This is a genomic window from Lutibacter aestuarii (assembly GCF_042676885.1).
GTDB classification, from domain to species: Bacteria; Bacteroidota; Bacteroidia; order Flavobacteriales; family Flavobacteriaceae; genus Lutibacter; species Lutibacter aestuarii.
Genome location: NZ_JBHTIC010000008.1, coordinates 275,643 through 296,562 on the forward strand (window position 1 = coordinate 275,643; position 20,920 = coordinate 296,562).

Annotated in this window: 22 protein-coding genes; 15 read left to right on the forward strand and 7 right to left on the reverse strand. The window is 29.0% G+C overall.

The window, feature by feature from the left end:
- The first annotated feature begins 37 nt into the window (after window positions 1–37).
- The 15 genes from ACFQZW_RS08740 to ACFQZW_RS08810 all read left to right on the forward strand — a co-directional run bounded on the left by ACFQZW_RS08740 (window position 38) and on the right by ACFQZW_RS08810 (window position 12,381).
- A complete protein-coding gene (locus ACFQZW_RS08740) occupies window positions 38–1,267 on the forward strand; it encodes an HD domain-containing protein (RefSeq protein ID WP_298262492.1) in 1,230 nt (409 codons plus the stop codon).
- A gap of 34 nt (window positions 1,268–1,301) precedes the next feature.
- Window positions 1,302–2,333 (forward strand): UDP-3-O-(3-hydroxymyristoyl)glucosamine N-acyltransferase, encoded by a 1,032-nt coding sequence (gene lpxD / locus ACFQZW_RS08745; RefSeq protein WP_386782444.1) that lies wholly within the window; start codon window positions 1,302–1,304, stop codon window positions 2,331–2,333.
- A 2-nt stretch (window positions 2,334–2,335) separates the two neighbouring features.
- The gene (locus tag ACFQZW_RS08750) at window positions 2,336–3,733 is read left to right on the forward strand and encodes a bifunctional UDP-3-O-[3-hydroxymyristoyl] N-acetylglucosamine deacetylase/3-hydroxyacyl-ACP dehydratase (RefSeq protein ID WP_298262494.1); all 1,398 of its coding nucleotides are present in this window, start codon (window positions 2,336–2,338) and stop codon (window positions 3,731–3,733) included.
- Window positions 3,733–4,515 carry an acyl-ACP--UDP-N-acetylglucosamine O-acyltransferase gene (lpxA, locus tag ACFQZW_RS08755; RefSeq protein WP_298262495.1) on the forward strand — a complete coding sequence of 261 codons (783 nt, stop codon included), beginning with the start codon at window positions 3,733–3,735 and terminating at the stop codon, window positions 4,513–4,515. The genes ACFQZW_RS08750 and lpxA overlap by 1 nt, the downstream gene beginning before the upstream one ends.
- A gap of 17 nt (window positions 4,516–4,532) precedes the next feature.
- Window positions 4,533–5,099, forward strand: a complete 567-nt coding sequence (gene efp, locus ACFQZW_RS08760; protein ID WP_298262496.1) for an elongation factor P — start codon at window positions 4,533–4,535, stop codon at window positions 5,097–5,099.
- 7 nt (window positions 5,100–5,106) lie between these two features.
- Window positions 5,107–6,033, forward strand: a complete 927-nt coding sequence (locus ACFQZW_RS08765; protein ID WP_386782448.1) for a UDP-3-O-(3-hydroxymyristoyl)glucosamine N-acyltransferase — start codon at window positions 5,107–5,109, stop codon at window positions 6,031–6,033.
- Between the two features lie 71 nt (window positions 6,034–6,104).
- A complete protein-coding gene (sucD, locus tag ACFQZW_RS08770; protein ID WP_298262498.1) occupies window positions 6,105–6,977 on the forward strand; it encodes a succinate--CoA ligase subunit alpha in 873 nt (290 codons plus the stop codon).
- Window positions 6,978–7,100: 123 nt separating this feature from the next.
- The gene (locus tag ACFQZW_RS08775; RefSeq protein ID WP_386782451.1) at window positions 7,101–7,661 is read left to right on the forward strand and encodes a TlpA family protein disulfide reductase; all 561 of its coding nucleotides are present in this window, start codon (window positions 7,101–7,103) and stop codon (window positions 7,659–7,661) included.
- A gap of 137 nt (window positions 7,662–7,798) precedes the next feature.
- Complete coding sequence (locus ACFQZW_RS08780; protein WP_298287609.1) at window positions 7,799–8,242, forward strand: hypothetical protein; 444 nt, start codon at window positions 7,799–7,801, stop codon at window positions 8,240–8,242.
- A 12-nt stretch (window positions 8,243–8,254) separates the two neighbouring features.
- Entirely contained in the window at window positions 8,255–8,731 is a 477-nt protein-coding gene (locus ACFQZW_RS08785) for a hypothetical protein (protein WP_298287611.1), read from the forward strand.
- 29 nt (window positions 8,732–8,760) lie between these two features.
- Window positions 8,761–9,294, forward strand: a complete 534-nt coding sequence (locus tag ACFQZW_RS08790) for a hypothetical protein (RefSeq protein ID WP_386782454.1) — start codon at window positions 8,761–8,763, stop codon at window positions 9,292–9,294.
- Between the two features lie 49 nt (window positions 9,295–9,343).
- The gene (locus ACFQZW_RS08795; RefSeq protein WP_386782456.1) at window positions 9,344–9,898 is read left to right on the forward strand and encodes an RNA polymerase sigma factor; all 555 of its coding nucleotides are present in this window, start codon (window positions 9,344–9,346) and stop codon (window positions 9,896–9,898) included.
- A gap of 3 nt (window positions 9,899–9,901) precedes the next feature.
- Window positions 9,902–11,206, forward strand: a complete 1,305-nt coding sequence (locus tag ACFQZW_RS08800; RefSeq protein WP_386782459.1) for an outer membrane beta-barrel protein — start codon at window positions 9,902–9,904, stop codon at window positions 11,204–11,206.
- Between the two features lie 178 nt (window positions 11,207–11,384).
- The gene (locus ACFQZW_RS08805) at window positions 11,385–11,822 is read left to right on the forward strand and encodes a hypothetical protein (RefSeq protein WP_298262505.1); all 438 of its coding nucleotides are present in this window, start codon (window positions 11,385–11,387) and stop codon (window positions 11,820–11,822) included.
- 19 nt (window positions 11,823–11,841) lie between these two features.
- A complete protein-coding gene (locus tag ACFQZW_RS08810; protein WP_386782462.1) occupies window positions 11,842–12,381 on the forward strand; it encodes a hypothetical protein in 540 nt (179 codons plus the stop codon).
- Between the two features lie 81 nt (window positions 12,382–12,462).
- Here ACFQZW_RS08810 and ACFQZW_RS08815 read toward each other — a convergent pair whose 3' ends face one another.
- The 7 genes from ACFQZW_RS08815 to ACFQZW_RS08845 form a co-directional block, all read right to left on the reverse strand.
- Window positions 12,463–12,585: a hypothetical protein gene (locus tag ACFQZW_RS08815; protein WP_298262507.1), complete on the reverse strand. Its 123-nt coding sequence runs from the start codon at window positions 12,583–12,585 to the stop codon at window positions 12,463–12,465.
- 150 nt (window positions 12,586–12,735) lie between these two features.
- Window positions 12,736–13,923 carry an aspartate aminotransferase family protein gene (locus ACFQZW_RS08820; protein ID WP_386782464.1) on the reverse strand — a complete coding sequence of 396 codons (1,188 nt, stop codon included), beginning with the start codon at window positions 13,921–13,923 and terminating at the stop codon, window positions 12,736–12,738.
- The gene (locus ACFQZW_RS08825) at window positions 13,920–15,491 is read right to left on the reverse strand and encodes an OstA-like protein (RefSeq protein WP_372800396.1); all 1,572 of its coding nucleotides are present in this window, start codon (window positions 15,489–15,491) and stop codon (window positions 13,920–13,922) included. Before ACFQZW_RS08825 ends, ACFQZW_RS08820 begins: the two co-directional genes overlap by 4 nt.
- Before the next feature lie 94 nt (window positions 15,492–15,585).
- The gene (locus ACFQZW_RS08830; RefSeq protein WP_372800398.1) at window positions 15,586–16,857 is read right to left on the reverse strand and encodes an adenylosuccinate synthase; all 1,272 of its coding nucleotides are present in this window, start codon (window positions 16,855–16,857) and stop codon (window positions 15,586–15,588) included.
- Window positions 16,858–16,872: 15 nt separating this feature from the next.
- Complete coding sequence (locus tag ACFQZW_RS08835) at window positions 16,873–17,316, reverse strand: Fur family transcriptional regulator (RefSeq protein WP_298262511.1); 444 nt, start codon at window positions 17,314–17,316, stop codon at window positions 16,873–16,875.
- A 103-nt stretch (window positions 17,317–17,419) separates the two neighbouring features.
- Entirely contained in the window at window positions 17,420–19,639 is a 2,220-nt protein-coding gene (locus ACFQZW_RS08840; protein ID WP_372800399.1) for a RelA/SpoT family protein, read from the reverse strand.
- Between the two features lie 44 nt (window positions 19,640–19,683).
- The gene (locus ACFQZW_RS08845) at window positions 19,684–20,916 is read right to left on the reverse strand and encodes a M48 family metallopeptidase (RefSeq protein ID WP_372800401.1); all 1,233 of its coding nucleotides are present in this window, start codon (window positions 20,914–20,916) and stop codon (window positions 19,684–19,686) included.
- Window positions 20,917–20,920 lie beyond the last annotated feature (4 nt).

Sequence of the window (20,920 nt, forward strand, 5' to 3'; positions counted from 1 at the left end):
TGTTATCTTTGTACTTTATATTAATAAAATAAGAATTTTGACCGAAAAAAAAACGAATAAACTCAAAATATTAAACGATCCAATTTACGGATTTATTACCATTCCAAATGCGTTAATTTACGATTTAATAGAACACCCTTATTTTCAGAGATTAAGAAGAATTTCACAAATGGGTTTGTCGCATTTAGTTTACCCAGGTGCTCATCATACAAGATTTCATCATGCCATTGGTTGTATGCATTTAATGCAAAAGGCTGTGAGAATTTTAAAATTTAAAGGAGTGGAAATTTCTGATGATGAAGCCAATGCATTGTATATTGCTATTTTGTTACACGATATTGGACACGGACCGTTTTCACATGCTTTGGAAAGTAGTATTGCAAATGGAATTCATCATGAAACTATTTCTTTAAAGTTTATGGAAGCTTTAAATGAAGAATTTAGCGGACAACTTTCATTGGCAATTACCATTTTTAAAGGAGAGTATCCTCGAAAATTTTTATACCAATTAATCTCTAGTCAGTTAGATATGGATAGGCTAGATTATTTAAAAAGAGATAGTTTTTACACAGGTGTTGCCGAAGGAAATATCAACTCAGAACGTCTATTAACCATGCTTAATGTAAAAAATGATCATTTAGTTGTGGAAGAAAAAGGCATTTATTCAGTTGAAAAATTTATTGTGGCGAGAAGGCTTATGTATTGGCAGGTTTATTTACATAAAACTGGTTTAGCAGCTGAAAAACTACTTGAAAAAGTATTAAAAAGAGCCAATGAACTATCTTTTACAGGTAAAAAATTACCAGCAACAAAAGCTTTTTCATATTTTTTAAAGAATGCAATAGATGAAACAAATTTTACAAAAGAAACACTTAAAACTTTTGCCAAATTAGATGATTATGATGTTTTATCCTCTATTAAAGAATGGATTTCTTGCGATGATAAAATTTTAGCCAATTTATCTGAAAGTTTGATTAATAGGAACTTACCAAAAGTGATGATCCAAAATAACTCTTTTGATAAAAAACAATTAAAACAAATTCAACAAGATATAAAGAGAAGTCTTGAGTTATCTAATAATGAACTTGATTATTTTGTATATTATGGTAAAATATCTAATCAAGCCTACGATGCAACTAAAAATACCATAAAAATTTTATTTAAAAACGGAGATTTAAAAGACGTTACCGAGGCTTCAGACCATTTAAATATTCAAACCTTATCAAAACCAGTAGATAAGTATTATATCTGCTATCCTAAGAAGTAGGTAGAGTTGAAGTTTTTTTTTACTTTTGCAATTGATGAAATTTACAGCAACTCAAATAGCAGGTATTTTAGAAGGGGAGATAGAAGGAAACAAAAATGTTGAAGTTTATAAACTTTCTAAAATAGAAGAAGGAGAAGAAGGTTCATTAACATTCTTGTCCAACCCAAAATACATTCACTATATTTATGAAACAAAAGCAACCATTGCTATTGTGAATAAAGATTTTGTACCTGAAAAACAAATTGAAACTACTTTAATTAAAGTAGAAGATGCGTATAAAGCATTTTCAACCTTGTTAGAATTTTACAACCAAGTAAAACTCAATAAATCTGGTATAGAAGAATATACCTTTATAAGTAAAACGGCAACCATAGGAGAAAATTTATATTTAGGTTCATTTTCTATTATAGGTGATAATGTAAACATAGGAAATAATGTAAAAATATATCCCAATGTAACTATTGGAGAAAATGTGTTTATTGGTGATAATACAACTATTTTTTCAGGAGTAAACATATATTCTGAAACTACCATTGGTAGTGATTGTGTAATACATGCAGGTGCAGTTATTGGATCGGATGGTTTTGGTTTTGCACCTAGTGAAGAAGGTATTTACAGCAAAGTTCCACAAATAGGAAATGTTGTTATTGAAGATAATGTTGATATTGGAGCTGCAACTACCATAGATAGAGCCACATTAGGTTCTACTATTATTAGAAAAGGAGTAAAATTAGACAATCAAATACAAATTGCTCACAATGTTGAAATAGGAAAAAATACAGTAATAGCTGCTCAAACTGGAATAGCTGGTTCTACTAAAATTGGAGAAAATTGTATGATTGGAGGTCAGGTAGGTATTGTAGGACATTTAACAATCGGAAACAATGTTAAAGTTCAAGCACAAACAGGTATTGCTAAAAATGTAAAAGATAATGAGGTAATTCAAGGAACACCTGCATTTGGTTATTCAGATTTTAATAAATCGTATGTTTATTTTAAAAAATTACCAGAACTTGTTGCAACTATTAACACTTTACAAAAAGAAATAAAAGCATTAAAAAAATGAAAATGAATCGACATCAAAAAACAATTAAACAAGAAGTTACACTTTCAGGTGTAGGTTTGCATACAGGAAATAAGGTCACAATGACTTTTAAGCCTGCTCCAGTAAATCATGGTTATGCTTTTGTACGAATTGATTTAGAAGGAGAACCAGTAATTGAAGCTAGTGCCGAATATGTAATTAATACTCAAAGAGGAACCAATCTTGAAAAAAGAGGCGTAACAGTAAACACCTCAGAACATGTACTTGCAGCGGTTGTTGCTTTAGATATTGATAATATTATCATTGAAATAAATGCGCCAGAACCTCCAATTATGGATGGTTCATCTAAACATTTTATTGAGGCACTCGAAAAAGCTGGAATTGAGGAGCAAGATGCTGAAAGAGAAGAATATGTAGTTAAAGATATAATTTCATATAGAGATGAAGAAACCGGAAGTGAAATTATTTTAATGCCTTGTGATGAGTACAAAATTACCACAATGGTTGATTTTGGAACCAAAGTTTTAGGAACACAAAACGCAACATTAGAGTCGCTTACAGATTTTAAAAATGAAATAGCCGATGCACGTACCTTTAGTTTTTTACATGAACTTGAAATGTTACTTGATAATGATTTAATTAAAGGAGGAGATTTAAATAATGCCATTGTTTATGTTGATAAAGAAATTTCTGAAAATACAATGGGAAAATTGAAGAAAGCGTTTAATAAAGAATCTTTAACTGTAAAGCCTAATGGAATATTAGACAACCTAACATTGCGTTGGGCTAATGAAGCTGCTCGTCATAAATTATTAGATGTAATTGGAGATTTGGCATTAGTAGGAACAAGAATTAAAGGAAAAGTAATTGCCAATAAACCTGGGCATTTAGTAAACACTGTTTTTGCAAAAAAACTTCAAAAAATAATTAAACAAGAAAAACGCAACAATGTACCAACGTTTGACTTGAACCAACCACCATTGATGGATATTCATCAAATTATGAATATTCTCCCTCACAGACCCCCATTTTTATTGATAGATAGAATTATTGAACTATCTGATAAACATGTAGTTGGAATGAAAAATGTAACAATGAATGAATCTTTTTTTGTTGGTCATTTTCCAGATTCTCCAGTAATGCCAGGCGTATTGCAAATAGAAGCAATGGCACAATGTGGAGGGGTATTAGTATTAAGCACCGTACCAGATCCAGATAATTATTTAACCTATTTTATGAAAATGGACAATGTTAAATTTAAACAAAAAGTATTGCCTGGAGATACGTTAATTTTTAAAGCTGAATTAATGTCGCCAATTAGAAGAGGAATTTGCCATATGCAATCCTATGGATATGCAAATGGTAAGTTAGTAGTAGAAGCAGAGTTAATGGCACAAATCGCAAAAAAACCAAAAGAATAATGAATCAACCACTTGCCTACATTCATCCTGGAGCCAAAATAGCAACCAATGTTGTTGTTGAACCATTTACAACTATACACAATAATGTTATTATTGGATCAGGAACTTGGATAGGATCTAATGTAACTATTATGGAAGGTGCTCGTATAGGTAAAAATTGTAGAATTTTTCCTGGAGCAGTTATTTCAGCAATACCACAAGATTTAAAATTTGATGGTGAAGATTCTTTAGCTGTAATTGGTGATAACACTACAATTAGAGAGTGTGTTACTGTGAATAGAGGAACCAAAGCCTTGGGTAAAACTCAAATTGGAAAAAATTGCCTTATTATGGCTACTTCTCATATAGCCCATGACTGTGTGATTGGAAATAACTGCATTTTAGCTAACGGATCTGTAATTGCGGGTCACGTTTCTATAGGAGATTTTGCTATTTTAAGTGGTTTGGTTGCAGTTCATCAATTTATCCATATTGGGGAACATGCAATGGTTTCTGGAGGTTCATTGGTTAGAAAAGATGTTCCACCTTATAGTAAAGCTGGTAAAGAACCTTTATCTTATATTGGAATAAATTCAATAGGATTAAGAAGAAGAGGCTTTTCAACAGAAAAAATTAGAGAAATTCAAGATATTTTTAGAATTTTATATCAAAAGAATTACAATACCACACAAGCTTTGGAAATTATAGAAGCTGAAATGGAAGCAACAAAAGAAAGAGACCAAATTATTCTATTCATTAAAAACTCTCAAAGAGGAATTATGAAAGGATATACAGGTAGTTAAAAATATAAATAAAAAACATGGCAACAACATCAGATATTAGAAACGGATTGTGTATTAAATATAACAATGATATTTATAAAATTGTTGAATTTTTACACGTAAAACCAGGTAAAGGACCTGCATTTGTAAGAACTAAATTAAAAAGTTTATCTACTGGTAAAGTATTAGATAATACCTTTCCAGCTGGTAGAAAAATAGATGATATTAGAGTAGAAACTCAAAAATTTCAATACTTGTATCCTGAAGGTGATTCGTATCATTTTATGAATACTCAAGATTATAATCAAATAACACTTCAAAAGTCAGCTTTAGATGCTCCAGAACTTTTAAAAGAAGGTGAAATAGTAACGATTATAATAAATACGGAAGATAATATGCCCCTTTCTGTAGATATGCCTTCGAGTGTAATACTAGAAATAACACATACTGAACCAGGTGTTAAAGGTAATACAGCTACCAATGCAACAAAACCAGCTACGGTAGAAACGGGAGCAAATATCAATGTACCTTTATTTATTAATGAAGGTGATAAAATTAAAATTGATACCGCTAAAGGCGCTTATTTAGAGCGTGTAAAAGAGTAATGTATTTATGAAATTTCCGCGTAAATACAGTTTACAAGAAATCGCAGAATTAATTGATGTTGACTTTGTAGGCTCATCACATTTTCCTGTTTTAGGATTTAATGAAATCCACGTAGTAGAAGAAGGTGATATCGTTTTTGTAGATCATCCTAAATATTACGATAAAGCGCTACAATCAAAAGCTTCAGTGGTTTTAATAAATAAAAAAGTAGATTGCCCAAAAGGTAAAGCCTTGTTAATTTCAAATGATCCTTTTTCAGATTTTAATAAATTGACAAAATATTTTAATCCATTCAAATCAACAGATTCTTCGATAGCTATTTCAGCTAAAATTGGTGCTAATACTATTATTCAACCAAATGTATTTTTAGGAAACAATGTTATAATAGGTGAAAATTGTGTCATCCATCCCAATGTAACTATTTATGATGATGTGGTAATTGGGAATAATGTGACCATTCATTCTGGAAGTATTTTAGGAGCTGATGCATTTTATTATAAAAAAAGACCTAGTGGTTATGATAAATTATTATCAAGTGGATCTGTAATCATTGAAAATAATGTTGATATTGGAGCTTTATGTACTATTGACAGAGGAGTATCAGGAAACACCACTATAAAAAAAGGAACTAAAATTGATAATCAGGTTCAAATAGGTCATGATACTATTATTGGAGAAAACTGTTTGATTGCTTCACAAACTGGAATTGCTGGCTGTGTTGTTGTTGAAGACAATGTAACATTTTGGGGACAAGTAGGAACCAATAGTGGAATAAAAATAGGTGAAGGCGCAGTTATTTTAGGTCAAACAGGAGTTACTAAATCCATAAAAGGAGGTACTAGCTATTTTGGAACTCCTATCGAGGAATCAAGAAAAAAATTAAAAGAAATGGCTGAAATAAAGCAGCTAATAAAAAATCAAAAAAAAATCTAATTTTTTTCAGATAGAAGATATAAAAAATTACATTTGTAATTAGTTTATAATTTTAATATAAAATCACACTAATGAGCGTTTTAGTTAATAAAAATTCAAATATTATAGTACAAGGATTTACAGGTGGTGAAGGTACTTTTCACGCATCTCAAATGATTGAATATGGAACCAATGTTGTGGGAGGTGTTACACCAGGTAAAGGAGGACAAACTCACCTGGATAAACCTGTTTTTAATACGGTTCAAGATGCAGTTGACAAAGTACAAGCAGATACTTCAATTATTTTTGTACCACCTGCATTTGCAGCCGATGCAATTATGGAAGCTGCTGCTGCTGGAATAAAAGTAATTATTTGTATTACTGAAGGTATTCCTGTTGCAGACATGGTTAAAGTGAAAGCCTATATTGACAATAAAGACTGCAGACTTGTAGGTCCAAATTGTCCAGGTGTTATTACTCCAGAAGAAGCTAAAGTGGGTATTATGCCTGGTTTCATTTTCAAAAAAGGAAATGTAGGTATTGTTTCTAAATCTGGAACCTTAACTTATGAGGCAGCTGATCAAGTGGTAAAAAAAGGTTATGGAATTACAACAGCTATTGGTATTGGAGGAGATCCAATTATAGGAACTACAACAAAAGAAGCTGTAGAGTTATTAATGAATGACGATGAAACTCATTGTATTGTTATGATTGGTGAAATTGGTGGACAGCTAGAAGCTGAAGCAGCACGTTGGGTAAAAGAAACAGGAAATAAAAAACCGGTTATTGGGTTTATTGCTGGGCAAACTGCTCCTAAAGGAAGAACCATGGGACACGCAGGAGCCATTGTAGGAGGAAAAGATGATACTGCTCAAGCAAAAATGGCTATTTTAAAAGAAAATGGAATTCATGTAGTAGAATCTCCAGCTAAAATTGGAGATAAAGTTGCTGAAGTGTTAGGATAAAATTGAATTGAACCAATTTATAGGTTCTAAATTGTAATAAAAAAAACCTTTGAATTCAAAGGTTTTTTTAGTTTAAACTTGTAAGGTTATTTAAATTTACCTACTAAAAACGATAAAATATTTATGATGAATTTTAAATTAAATAAAAAGTCGATATCAAATATAGTTTTTGTGATAGCCATACTGGTTTTACTTTATCCTCCTTCGAGAGAATGGTTTATGAGACAAATTGCTTTTTCCCCATCAGTTGAAACTAAGCAAGATAGTAAAAAATTAAGTACTTATAATTGGGAACTTAAAGGTTTAAATACCACATCCATCAATTTTCAGGAATTTGAAAATAAAGTAGTTTTTGTTAATTTTTGGGCTACTTGGTGTCCTCCTTGTAGAGCTGAAATGCCAATGATTCAAAAGCTATATAACGATTATAAAGACAAAATTGAATTTGTATTTCTTACAAATGAAGATTGGGAAACAGTAGATTTATTTTTTAAAAAAAATAATTACCAATTACCCGTTTATAATTCGTTATCTACACCTCCAAATGCCTTTTTAGAAACTAATAGTATTCCCGCTACTTATTTGGTTGATAAACAAAGGAATATTCGTATTTCAAAAGTTGGAGCTGCAGATTGGAATAGCACTAAAATAAGAAAATTATTAGATGAGCTAATTTTAGAATAAGCCTAAAATAAAATTTTTCTAAAATAATTTACAACAGATGTAGCGTTCTTATATAAATAAACGTATTGATATTATAGATTTCAATTAAAAGTTGATTTCAATTAATTTAAAATAAGTTTAATTTAAAAAACAAAAGAATGAAAAAAATTTTAGTATTAGTAGTTGCATCATTAACGTTAATTTCTTGTGATTTAGATAATAATGACTGTGGAGACTGTTTTTCTCCTCCTAGACAATTTAATTTTGATTTTGCTGATAAAGATACTGAAGAGAATCTTTTTACAAATGGTACTTTTGAAGAAGATGATTTAAAAGTGTATGACGAAAACGACGAAGAAATTGAATTTCAATTAGTGCCTTACAATGATCGTAAAATACTGTCCCTTAATACAATTGGATGGGAGTTAGAACCAAAAACCTATACAGTTGAATTAAGTGATGATGTTTCAGTAGGTTTTTTTCTAGATATGGATAAAAAACAAGGAGATTGTTGTACCTATTTTGAGGTAATTGAGTTTTTAATACCTACTTATGAGTTCTCTGAGTCACCTACAACAGGAATAATTCAAGTTAAAATATAGGCAAAATAAAAAATGAAAAAGTATATTGTTTTAATTATTAGTTTAACCATTATTAGTTGTAATGAAGAGTCTGTAGAAGAACTTAACTCTACTTTAGATGTTGGACTAGAGTTTTCTATTGTAAATTCTAATGGAGAAGATATTTTAAATCCAAGCCATCCAGATTGTATTAAAGAATCTGATATTAAATTGTATTACCTTATTGATGGAATTAAAAAAGAGGTTTATAATCCAAACTATGATTTTCCAAGAAATTTTAGAATATATGAACACCAGAATGAATTTAGAATTGGTATTTTTCAAAATCATTCAGAAAATGAGGATAAGCCACTAACTTATATACAATGGAACGAAAGTGAAACAGATACAATTGAAGCGGCTTATTACAGGTCTTCGAACGCTATTATTCAAAAAAAAATTTGGTTGAATGGAGATTTAATTTGGGAATCAATTAATGGAACAAATCCATATTTTATTTTAACTAAATGATTTGCGATTATACTCTAAATTTTAATTAGATGAAAAAAATATTATTTACACGGTTGTCACTTTATATTATAATTATACTCACTATGTCATGTGTAAATGAAACCGATACAGCAATGTATTCAACTTCATTAGATAGTGAAAATTCAAGTTTATTGGTTTCTTATGGAAATGTTGTATTACGCATAAATGAAGAAGCTTTTAAACAAATTAATGATAATCGTGTAAATGATATAAGTAGTGGAGATTCTTATATAATAAATAATGCCAAACGTAAAGGCGATTTTATAGAAATAAATTTATCATATTCGGGAGGTTGTTTACCACATAATTTTGAAATTATATGGGATGGTTTAGTGTATACAGATGAGCCTAGCCATATGAATTTATTACTAATACATAAAGAAAGTGAAGATTCCTGTGAGGCTTTAATAACAGAAACACTTGTTGTAGATTTAAAAAAATTAGTGGGGGATGTAGTTTATAAAGATAGTTGTGAGTATCGTATTTTTAGCACCTATAATTCAACAGATTTAGCCGATGTTATTGTGGAAAGTATCAATTAATTTTAAGTACTTTTAAAAAATAACATACATTGAATTAATGTCGTTCAATTTGGAAAAGGAACTAGATAAAAACATAGCTATAGAACAACTAATCTCTAAATGTGAAAGAGGTAGTGTTGTACATCAAGAAATGTTGTACAAAAAGTATTATGGCTATGCATTAACTGTTTGTAGGTTATATACATATTCCAATGATGAAGCTGTTAGTATTTTGAATGATAGTTTTTTAAAGGTTTTTACCTCTATAGAAAAAAAAAGATATAACCGCACCATCCCTTTTAAAAACTGGTTAAGGCGTATACTAATTAATACAGCAATAGACCATTATAGAAAAAATATAAAGCATTTAAATCATCTAGATATTGAAGAATCTAATGAGGTTTTTGCAGATATAAATGTTATTGATAATTTAAATGTTGAAGATATTTTAAGTTTATTAGATCAATTGCCTGAAATTCAGCGTATTGTTTTTAATTTATATGAAATTCAAGGGTTTAAACACAATGAAATTTCTGAAAAGCTTCTAATAAGTGAAAGTTCTTCAAGAGTTTTTTTAACTAGAGCCAAAAAAAAATTAAGAGTTTTAATAGGTAAAAACTTTTAAAATATGGAAGATAATTTTGATAAAATATTAGCAAATAAAATTAAGGATGTTACCAAAAATCATGAATATCCTTACAACCCAAAACATTGGGATAAGCTCATGGCTAAAAAGAAGAAGAAAAGAATTCTTTTTTATTGGCAAGTTGCTGCTTTTTTAATTATAGCATTATTGGCTGGAAGTATTGGAAATTATTTCTTTAAAACGAACTATGAAGAAAAATATAAACCTGAAATTATTTTAGATAAAATCAATGATTCATTAAGAATTGATAGTATTACAAAACATAATAAGATTTTTATAACTACAAGTCCAATAGATAGTTTAAATTCACTAGATTTAAAAATTGATATAAATAAATCTACTAAAAGTAAAGCTGCTATTGTTTTAAACAAAAAGATTAAGAGTTCTAATAGCTTAAAAGAAACTACACAACAGCAATTAATTAAAGAAAAATTAGATAAACAAAATAATATTATTGCTCAAAATATTGAAATTTTTAAAACAAATGATTCAATATCTTTAAATGAAAAACTAGCGGATAACAATTTAAACTTAAATAAAAAAGAAGATTCTATTACTCAGAAAAAAGATTTACTCGTACTTCTCGAAAATGAAACAAAAGTAGCTACTGAAGATAAAATAGATAAAAAATCTATAAAATTAGGGGTTAATTTATCTCCTTTAATTAATTATAATCAGTCGAATGAGAGTACGGATGTAGGTTTTTTAGCTGGTGTATTGGTGGAAATACCAGTTTCTAAAAAGTTTGATATCAATATGGGTGTCTATTATTCCGATCAAACTTTAAGTTTAAATACGTCTCCAAAATACGCTTCGGATGTTGTTAGTTATAGGAGTAGTAGTCAATTAATTAATAAACAAGCAGTTATTAAAGGAGTAGAAATCCCACTAAATGTAAAGTATAACTTTAAAATAAATAAAAAGAATATTTTTGTTAGTACAGGTTTTTCTTCAACATCTTATATAAAACAATCCATAGAAGAAAATTTTATTGTAAATGATAGATCAGCAACTATTATGCAAGATAGCTATGGAAATAATATTGTAAAGTATGAATTGGTGCAAAAAGATGAGAAAGTAATCACTCCTAATGATGCTAATAAGTTTAATTTTGCTAATATTTTAAACTTTTCTTTTGGACTTGAAGTACCTATTAATAAACAACAGCAATCACTTATAATTGAGCCTTATTTTAAATATTCATTAAAACCGACTACAGTAGAAAAATTAGATTTTTCTAGTTTTGGGATGCATCTACGTTACAATTTTAATATTCAAAAAAAATAATTCGCTTTTGTTGTAGCGTTTCAATTATTTACAACGTATTAGTTAATATAGGTTCATAAATTTTTATGATTACAATTTATAGTTTTGGTTGTAGAATCTCAATGCTTATTCATTTAGAATAAGCTGAGATTTTACTTATCAATGCTTTCAGATCCTTAATTTTTTTGAAAGAGATATTATGAGAAAATATTTAGTTTTATGTTGCTGTTACCTATTAATTATTAGCTGTTCAAACAATGAAGAAGCTATAGAAGAAACCAGCTCTCAAATTTGGCAATTAGTTAAAATGACAGGGAATGTTGAAGGTTCTGAAACTACAGGAACAGCTATGGAATGGCAAGAATTTTATATGCTAAATTTTGATGGAACATTTTTAAAATCTAGATATAGAAATGATGTAAATACTGAGGTAAAAGGTAGTTATTCTTATAAAACGATAAATGAACAAGAATTTATAGTATTCACTTATTTTGAAGAAAATGAATTAATTGCAAATTGCACTTCAACATTAGAAGAATACTTGTTAGTTCAAGACTATAAATTAATTGGAACTTGGAATGCTTGTGATGGTCCAGCACTTGAATACCAAAGACAAGCATTATGTGGAACAAAATAAATTTAAATTTTTAAAAATAATGAGTAACAAAATATCCATAGTTTTAGTACTTCTTTTTTTACTAATTTCTTGTAGTGAAAATAATGACATTTTTGATAAAGTAGGAGAAGAGGGGTATAGTTATAACAAAAGTTTAAAAACATGGAATGCATTAAAAGAAGTTAATAATAACTCCTATGTCTATAAATTATCATTTGTCTCTTGGACAGGATTTGGAAGTAGCACAGAGTTAGAAATAAAAGATGGTGAGATAGTCTCAAGAGCTTATGAAGAGTATAGATTTAATCTTCAAAATGGAGAAAATGAAGTGCTAATTAGTTATTTTGAAACAATTGATAATTTAGGAGAACATTCAAAAGGTGCAATTCCACAAACAATAGATGATTTATATACAACTTGTGCCGCAGAATATTTAGTGGTAAGTGAAAAAGACAATCGGATATATTTTGAAACCGATGAAGATGGTTTAATGAAAATGTGTGGTTTTGTTCCTAATAATTGTATGGATGATTGTTATATTGGTGTTACTATTAAATCATTTAAATGGACAAATAAATAATTTTTGGGTAAAAAAATAGCCTGTAGATTTTACTTTGCTACAGGCTTAGTTACCTAAAATCATAATTTTATAGTTTTATGGTTATGAAGCATACAATCCATATCTTCTAAATTTATCCCATTGTAATCTTTTAGTGTTTGTGAAGTTGATAAAGTGAACTTTCTTTTTGTGTTCTTGCAGTGTGTTTAAATTTAAAGTTTTCATAATATTGAGTTTTAAAGTTGTCGTTACTAAATGACGTCCTAAAAATCAAATTGTTACGCTATTATGCAATGCATAGTACTATATTAACAAATATTTAACTTTGTAGAATTTAAAAGTAGGAGATTTGTTAATTTATAGTTAAGTAAAAATCTATAAATCAGAGAGTATATTGTTTAAAATATCAATAATTATATTACAGCCTTCATAAATTTCATTTTCTGATATTGTTAAAGGAGGCGTAATTCTAATGGCTCTATCTTCAAAAAGCAACCAAAATAATAACAAACCTTTATCTAAGGATTCTAAAATAACTTTTGAAGCAATTTCACTTGTTTCAACCATAGCAGCAAGCATTAAGCCTTTTCCTCGTATTTCTGTAATTAATGGATGAACTAGTAATTTTCTAAATAAGGCTTCTTTTTCAAGTGTTTGTTGAATTAAAGTAGAATTAAAAAGTTCTAATAATGTAGCTTGTGCTGCAGCTGCAATAACAGGATGCCCTCCAAAAGTGGTTATGTGTCCTAATTTGGGGTTCTCTTTTAAACTACTCATTATTTTATTTGAAGAAATAAATGCTCCAATAGGCATTCCACCTCCTAAACCTTTACCTGCAACAATAATGTCAGGAATAACATTGTAATTTTCAAATCCAAAAAATGTTCCTGTTCTTCCAATTCCAGATTGAATTTCATCTAAAATTAATAGTGCTCCAACTTTTAAACACTGTTCTTTAACTTTTTTTAGGAAATTATTTTGAGGTTCAATAAAACCAGCTCCGCCCTGTATAGTTTCTAAAATTACTGCTGCAGTATTTTTAGTAATTTGAATTAAATCAAATTCATTGTTAAATTCAATAAATTTGATTCCAGGAATTAAAGGTCTAAAAGCACTATTTTGTTCCTCCTTTCCACAAACGCTCATAGCTCCTTGCGTATTTCCATGATAAGCGTTTTTTGCAGCTATAATTTCACTTCTACCAGTAATTCTCTTGGCTAATTTTAAAGCACCTTCGGTAGCTTCAGTACCCGAATTGGTTAGGTAAACAGTTTCTAAACTTTTAGGTAGATGTTCCACTAATAATTTACAAAGCTCAACTTGAGGTTGTTGTATAAACTCTCCATAAACCATTACATGAGTATATTTATCAACCTGTTGTTTAATTGCTTCAGAAATTTTAGGATGATTATGACCTAAGGTGTTTGCAGATACTCCAGCAATAAAATCTAAATACTTTTTCCCTACAGAATCATAAACATAATTACCATTTGCATGAGAAATTTCTAAGGCAAGTGGATGACTACCAGTTTGTGCTTGATATTTTAAAAAGTCCTTTTTCAATCTTTAATTCTTTCTTTAGGTAAAGGTTTTTCCAATTTATCTTTTTTTGGTACTTCAGCAGTTACGTCTTTGATAAAGATATCTTCTTTTTTCTTTGGTCGCTCATCTTCTCTCCAAATAAAGCCTTTTAAAAGTTTTTCATTTTCATTTAATTTTTCAAATTCGGAAGGAGGGTAGGTTTTTCCTTCAGGTTTTTGAATAAAATCAACCTGTTCAATTTGATTGTCTCCAAGAGTAATAAAAATATTTTTACTACTCATCATTTTATTAATACCTACTAATACGTTAAATTCATCACGGATATAAAATACCACTTCACTATTTCCAACTACATCTAATGTTTTTAGTTGATTATTTAAAAATTTGCCATACATATTTTTACCTTTTAACTGACTGTATCCAGCTGAATCTTTTTGTATCATAAAGGCATTATTTAATACTTTTAAAGAATCAAGTTGTTCAGTTTTTGTATTTGAAATTAAATGTATAGTGTCTCCAGTAATTTGGTTTCCTTGCGCCCATAAAACTGGATTAGTAAGTAATTTTGTTAATCCAGTTTTTTCAAAAGTGATTAAAGAATCGCATTTACCTTGTAAATCAGATTTAAAAATTTTTACATGGTTATAAGCTTTAACAATTCTATCTTCAACTTTGCCTGTAACCATTAAAATATCACCATGAATATGAATTGAATCATTTTCCATAATTGTGATGGCTTCTGCTTTATCGGTAATATAAACAGAGTCTTTTAATTTAAAATATTCAGCAAAATTTCCTTTGATGAACGAATTATTTGTGGTATCAATAACCTTTATATTTCCAGTTGCTGAAGCATATTCAATATTTTTGTTGTAATACAAACTATCGCCTTCAATAGTTCTATCTCCATAAAATATTTTGGAATTTTTTAAGAAGTGAGAAATGTTTGTTTTAGAATTATGATGCCCTTTTTCGGTATAAATTTTATTGCCATCTGTAGTAATTGTTGAAGGACCGTATAAATCTGCAATTCCAGTACTTGTATAATAATCCAAATGGTTGGAAACTAAAGTGCTACCATCTTTATTTAACACATCAACTCTGTCAAATGCTTGAAATTTATTGGTTCTTAAATAATAATTACCAATTTTACTTTTTAAAACATTTGTGGTGTCTTTAATAGTTCCTCCGCTTTTATAGTATAAATGTTGATTAATTCTATCGAAATGAAGAGTATCGGTACGTAACTCCATTAATTCATCTTTTAAAAGAACATCACCCCAAGAAGTAGCCATTTTTTTTAAACCATCATAATCGGCATACTTACTATATTGAAAAACCGTATCACCTTGGTTCATAATTACGTTACCAATGGCTTTTATCAATTTTATATCTTGGTAAATATAGGCTTTATCACACCTAAGCGTTGCGCCTTCATGCTCCACAAAAACATTTCCTAAAACTATGGTAGCACCAGGATATTCAGGCTTAACAAAGGTATTATCTGCTTTTAAAATTTTAACTCTTTTAGATTGAGAAAAACTTTGAATGCTAATAAAAGCAATAAGTATGAATAAGATATTTTTCAAATTTTTAGATTTAATAGCAAAACTAATGAAAAAGTTTTTTTTTAATTGATAACTATTCGTTAAAAAAAAAGCTTCAATAAAGAAGCTTTTAAATTTATTTTAAAATAGTTTGTTTTCGATCTGGACCTACAGATACAATTTTTACAGGGACTTCAACAAAATCTTCAATAAATTTAATATAATCGTTTAATTCTTTTGGTAAAGTTTCTACGCTTGTCATAGAAGTTAAATCTTCTTTCCAACCTTTAAGTTCAGTATAAATGGGTGTTACGTTGTGTTCTTCAATGTTGTATGGTAAATGATTTACTTCGGTTCCTTTATAGTTGTATGAGGTACATACTTTCAAAGTATCAAACCCAGAAAGAACATCTCCTTTCATCATCATTAATTGTGTAACACCATTGATTTGCACAGCATATTTTAAGGCTACTAAATCTAACCAGCCACAACGTCTTGGCCTGCCAGTAGTAGCTCCAAATTCGTGACCAACTTTAGCCATTAATTCTCCATCTTTATCAAATAATTCAGTTGGAAATGGACCAGATCCTACACGAGTTGTATAGGCTTTAAATATTCCAAAAACTTCCCCAATTTTATTTGGCGCTACTCCTAAACCGGTACAAGCACCAGCAGCAGTTGTATTTGATGAAGTTACAAAAGGATAGGTTCCAAAATCAATATCTAATAAAGAGCCTTGTGCACCTTCAGCTAAAATGGTTTTTTTATTTTTTATGGCATTGTTTAAATACTCTTCACTATCTATAAAGGTAAGTTGTTTTAACACTTCTATAGCTTCACAAAATTCCGTTTCAAGTTCTTCTAAATTATACTCAATATCAACATCAAAAAAATCGATCATTTTAATGTGTTTTTCAGTAAGTGCTTGGTACTTTTCTTTCCAGTCTTCTAATTCTAAATCTCCAACTCTCATTCCATTTCTTCCAGTTTTATCCATATAAGTTGGACCAATACCTTTAAGTGTAGAACCAATTTTAGCTTTTCCTTTTGAAGTTTCACTAGCAGCATCTAAAAGACGATGTGTTGGTAAAATTAAGTGTGCTTTTCTTGAAATAAGTAATTTAGATTTGATATCTAAATTAAATTGCGCCAAATTCTCTAATTCTTTTTTGAAAATGACGGGGTCAATTACTACGCCATTTCCAACAACATTTACTGCATTTTTGTGAAATATCCCTGAAGGAATAGTGTGCAATACGTGTTTATGTCCATCAAAAATTAAGGTATGTCCAGCGTTAGGACCTCCTTGAAAACGTGCAATAATATCATAATTTTTTGTAAGGACATCTACAATTTTTCCTTTTCCTTCATCTCCCCATTGTAGTCCTAGTAATAAGTTAACAGCCATGTTGTTTAATATATGTTAGTTGTTGTTTTGTTTTTTTGTTCCGTAAAAATAGAGCGAGTGATTGTGAATATCGATATTAAAGGTGTCTTCAATAGTTTTTTTGATAATTTGAACTCTAGGATCACAAAATTCAATAACTTCACCAGTATCGGTTAAAATTACATGGTCATGTTGTTTATCAAAATAAGATTTTTCATAATGTGCTTGGTTTTGACCAAATTGATGTTTTCTTACCAACCCACACTCTAATAATAATTCTATAGTATTGTAAAGTGTTGCTCTACTAACTCTATAGTTTTTATTTTTCATTTGAATGTAAAGAGATTCAATGTCAAAATGATCATCTAAATCATAAATTTCTTGAAGAATTGCAAAACGTTCTGGTGTTTTTCTATGGCTATTTGCTTCTAAAAAATTAACAAAAACAGTTTTTACAATTTTTTGATTTTCGCTACTCATAAATCACTAAATTTGAGTTTAAACCTAAACGACAAAGTTACTTCTATTTTTTAAATATTTAACCTGATTTTTTTCTTATTTATTAACTTTTATTGTGAATAAACTAGTGTTTGTATATTCTTTCAACAGTTTCTATTCCTTCAATTTTTTTAATACTATCACTTAATTTTTGAAGTTGAGATTGATTGACTACACTCACCGTTATTTTTCCTTCAAAAATGCCATCGTTGCCAGAAATGTTTAAGCTATGGATATTTACACTCATATTTCTAGAAATTACTTGTGTAATTTCATTTACCATTCCTACATGGTCTGCACCATAAATTTTCAAAATCGCCTTAAATTCTTGTTTAGAAGAGTCTATCCATTTTGCGCTCATAATTCTGTAAGCATAATTTGCTTGTAGGCTTATAGCGTTTGGGCAGTCTTGTTTATGAACTTTTATACCATCATTAATTGTGATGAAGCCAAATACTTTATCTCCTGGTATTGGATTGCAACATTGTGACATTTTATAGTCTAATCGTTCTTCTTCTTTGCCAAAAACTAGCGAATCATATTTATCTACAATTTCATCTTTTTCTATAAAGTCTGGATTGCTAGAACTTCTTTTTATCCTATTTTTAAAGAAATTTACAAAAGCATTATTTCGTTTAGAAATAAATTCTTTAAGTTGGTTGTTATCAATAGACCCGTTACCCATTCTATAAAATAAATCTAAACTGGTTTTAAGTTTAAAATGGGTTACTAAATCATTTACAACTTTTTCATTAAGGTTTATTTTAAGATGTCTCAGTTTTCTGGCTAAAATTTCTTTTCCTTCTTCAGCTATTTTCTTTTGTCCTTCTTTTAAAGCACTTTTAATACGTGTTCTAGCTCTTGCAGTAACAACAAAGTCTAACCAACCAATATTTGGTTTTTGACTTTTTGAGGTAATAATTTCTACTTGATCTCCACTAAATAACTCGTGGCTTATGGGTTTTAATTTTCCGTTTACTTTTGCTCCACGACAGGTCATACCTACTTGTGTGTGAATAGCAAATGCAAAATCTAATGCGGTGGCATGTTTTGGAAGTGCTTTTAAGTCTCCGTTAGGAGTAAACACATAAATTTCTTTCGAGTATAAATTTAATTTAAAGTCTTCAACAAAATCAACAGCATTACTATCTGAATTTTCAAGAGTTTCTTTAATTTTATTCAACCAATCATCTAAGCCACTTTCACGTTCATTTTTATTTTTATATCTATAATGTGCGGCATAACCTTTTTCTGCAATTTCATTCATTCTTTCTGAACGAATTTGAACTTCCACCCATTTCCCTTTTGGTCCCATTACGGTTATATGAAGAGATTCGTAGCCCGTAGATTTTGGTTGGCTAATCCAATCTCTTAACCTACTTGGGTTAGGAATGAAGTGATCTGTTACTATCGAATATATTTTCCAAGCATCAAACTTTTCATTTTTTAAAGTAGATTTATAAATAATTCTAATGGCAAATTTATCATAAATTTCATCATAAGTAACGCCTTGTGAAAGCATCTTTTTTCTAATAGAATAGATGGATTTTCTTCTTCCTTTTATGTAATATTTAAAACCTTCTTTATCAAGAGTATCACTTATAATATTTGAAAAGGACTCAATATATTTATTCTGTTCTTCCTTACTTTGGGTGATTTTTTTGGCAATATCGCTATAAACTTCTGGCTCGGTATATTTTAAACCTAAATTTTCTAGTTCAGTTTTTATATTGTATAAACCAAGTCTATGAGCTAAGGGAGCATAGATATATAGTGTTTCAGAGGAAATTTTAACTTGTTTTTCATGTGGCATAGCATCCATTGTTTGCATATTATGCAAACGGTCTGCTATTTTTATTAAAATAACTCGAACATCATCGTTAAGGGTTAGTAGCATTTTTCTAAAATTCTCGGCTTGTACAGAGGCATCTTGATCTTTTTTTAAGTGAGAAATTTTAGTTAATCCATTTACAATTCGAGCCACATTTTCGCCAAACAAACGCTCAATATCTTCAATAGTATATTCTGTATCTTCTACCACATCATGAAGAAGGGCTGCAACAATAGAGGTGGTATCCAAACCAATTTCATACGCTACAATTTTAGCTACTGCAATGGGATGGTAAATATAAGGTTCGCCAGTTTTTCTACGCTGACTACTATGCGCTTCTACCGATAAGTCAAATGCTTTTCTAATTTCTTTTTTGTCTGCATCTGTAAATGTTTGGTAGGCGCCTTTTAGTAAATCTTTATAGCGTCTAGCTATTTCTTTATTTTCTTCTTCTGTTGATAAATTGTATGTCATTGATTAAAATTACATTTAAAATTTAACTATGCAATTGTAAATTATTATTTTTTTAAATTTAAAATTCTTTGCAATAATGTTGGATGTGAATAATGAAATTTAACATATAGTGGATGAGGCGTTAAGTTACTTAAACTGTTTTTTGAAAGTTTTTTTAAAGATGAAATTAAAGCATTGGCATTGTAATGTTTTTTGGCATAATCATCGGCTTCATATTCAAATTTTCTAGATAAAATATTCATAATAAAATTGGTAAATTCAGAAATAGGGCTATACAAAACGCTAAATGCAATTAAACCAATATGAAAACTAGCTTGTTCAACTCCCAAAGCTTGAGATAAAACTTGATTACTTACCATTAATGATAAAATATATAACATAAAGCCTGTTAAAAGTATAGATGCGATAAGATTGTAAATAATATGTTTTTGTTTATAATGTCCTACTTCATGAGCTAACACCGCTACAATTTCATTAGTTTCTAAATCATTTATTAATGTGTCATATAAGGTAATTCTTTTTTGTGAACCAAAACCAGAAAAGTATGCATTTGCCTTAGTTGAACGTTTAGAGCCATCAATTACAAATATATTTTGAAGTTTAAACCCAATTTTTTTGGCAAAATTCTCAATTTCGGTTTTTAGTTCTCCCTCAACTAATGGTTTTTGTTTATTAAATAACGGAACAATTAATTTAGAGTAAAACATATTCATAAACACTGTAAAAACACTTATTAAAAGCCAAGCATATAACCAAAAAGTATTTGTAGTAATTTGATAAAACCAAGTGATTAAAGCTAAAATTCCTCCCCCAATAATTAATAACATCATCCAGCCTTTTAGTTTATCTAAAACAAACGTAGTTTTAGTAGATTTGTTGAATCCAAATTTTTCTTCAATTACAAAGGTTTTGTAATATGAAAAAGGGATTGAAAAAATATCGCTTGCCAATGCAATTATTCCAAAGAATACGAGCGTTACTAAAATGGAATTACTAGTGATGCTTTTTGCCAAAGTATCAACAAAAGCAAATCCATCAACTATAAAAAATAAGAGTGTGGCAATTATAGAAAAAGTACTTGAAATGAATGAAAATTTATAATTTTCTTTTTTGTATTGTTGAGATTTTAGATATTCTTCATCATTATAAATACCTTTGAGTTCATCGGGTATTTTATCATTAAAATGCTTAGAATTTAAATAATTGAGTACGGTATCAAAAATAAATTTAATACAAATAATACTGATTAAAATATAGAATACGATAGTTGGAGTCATTGAA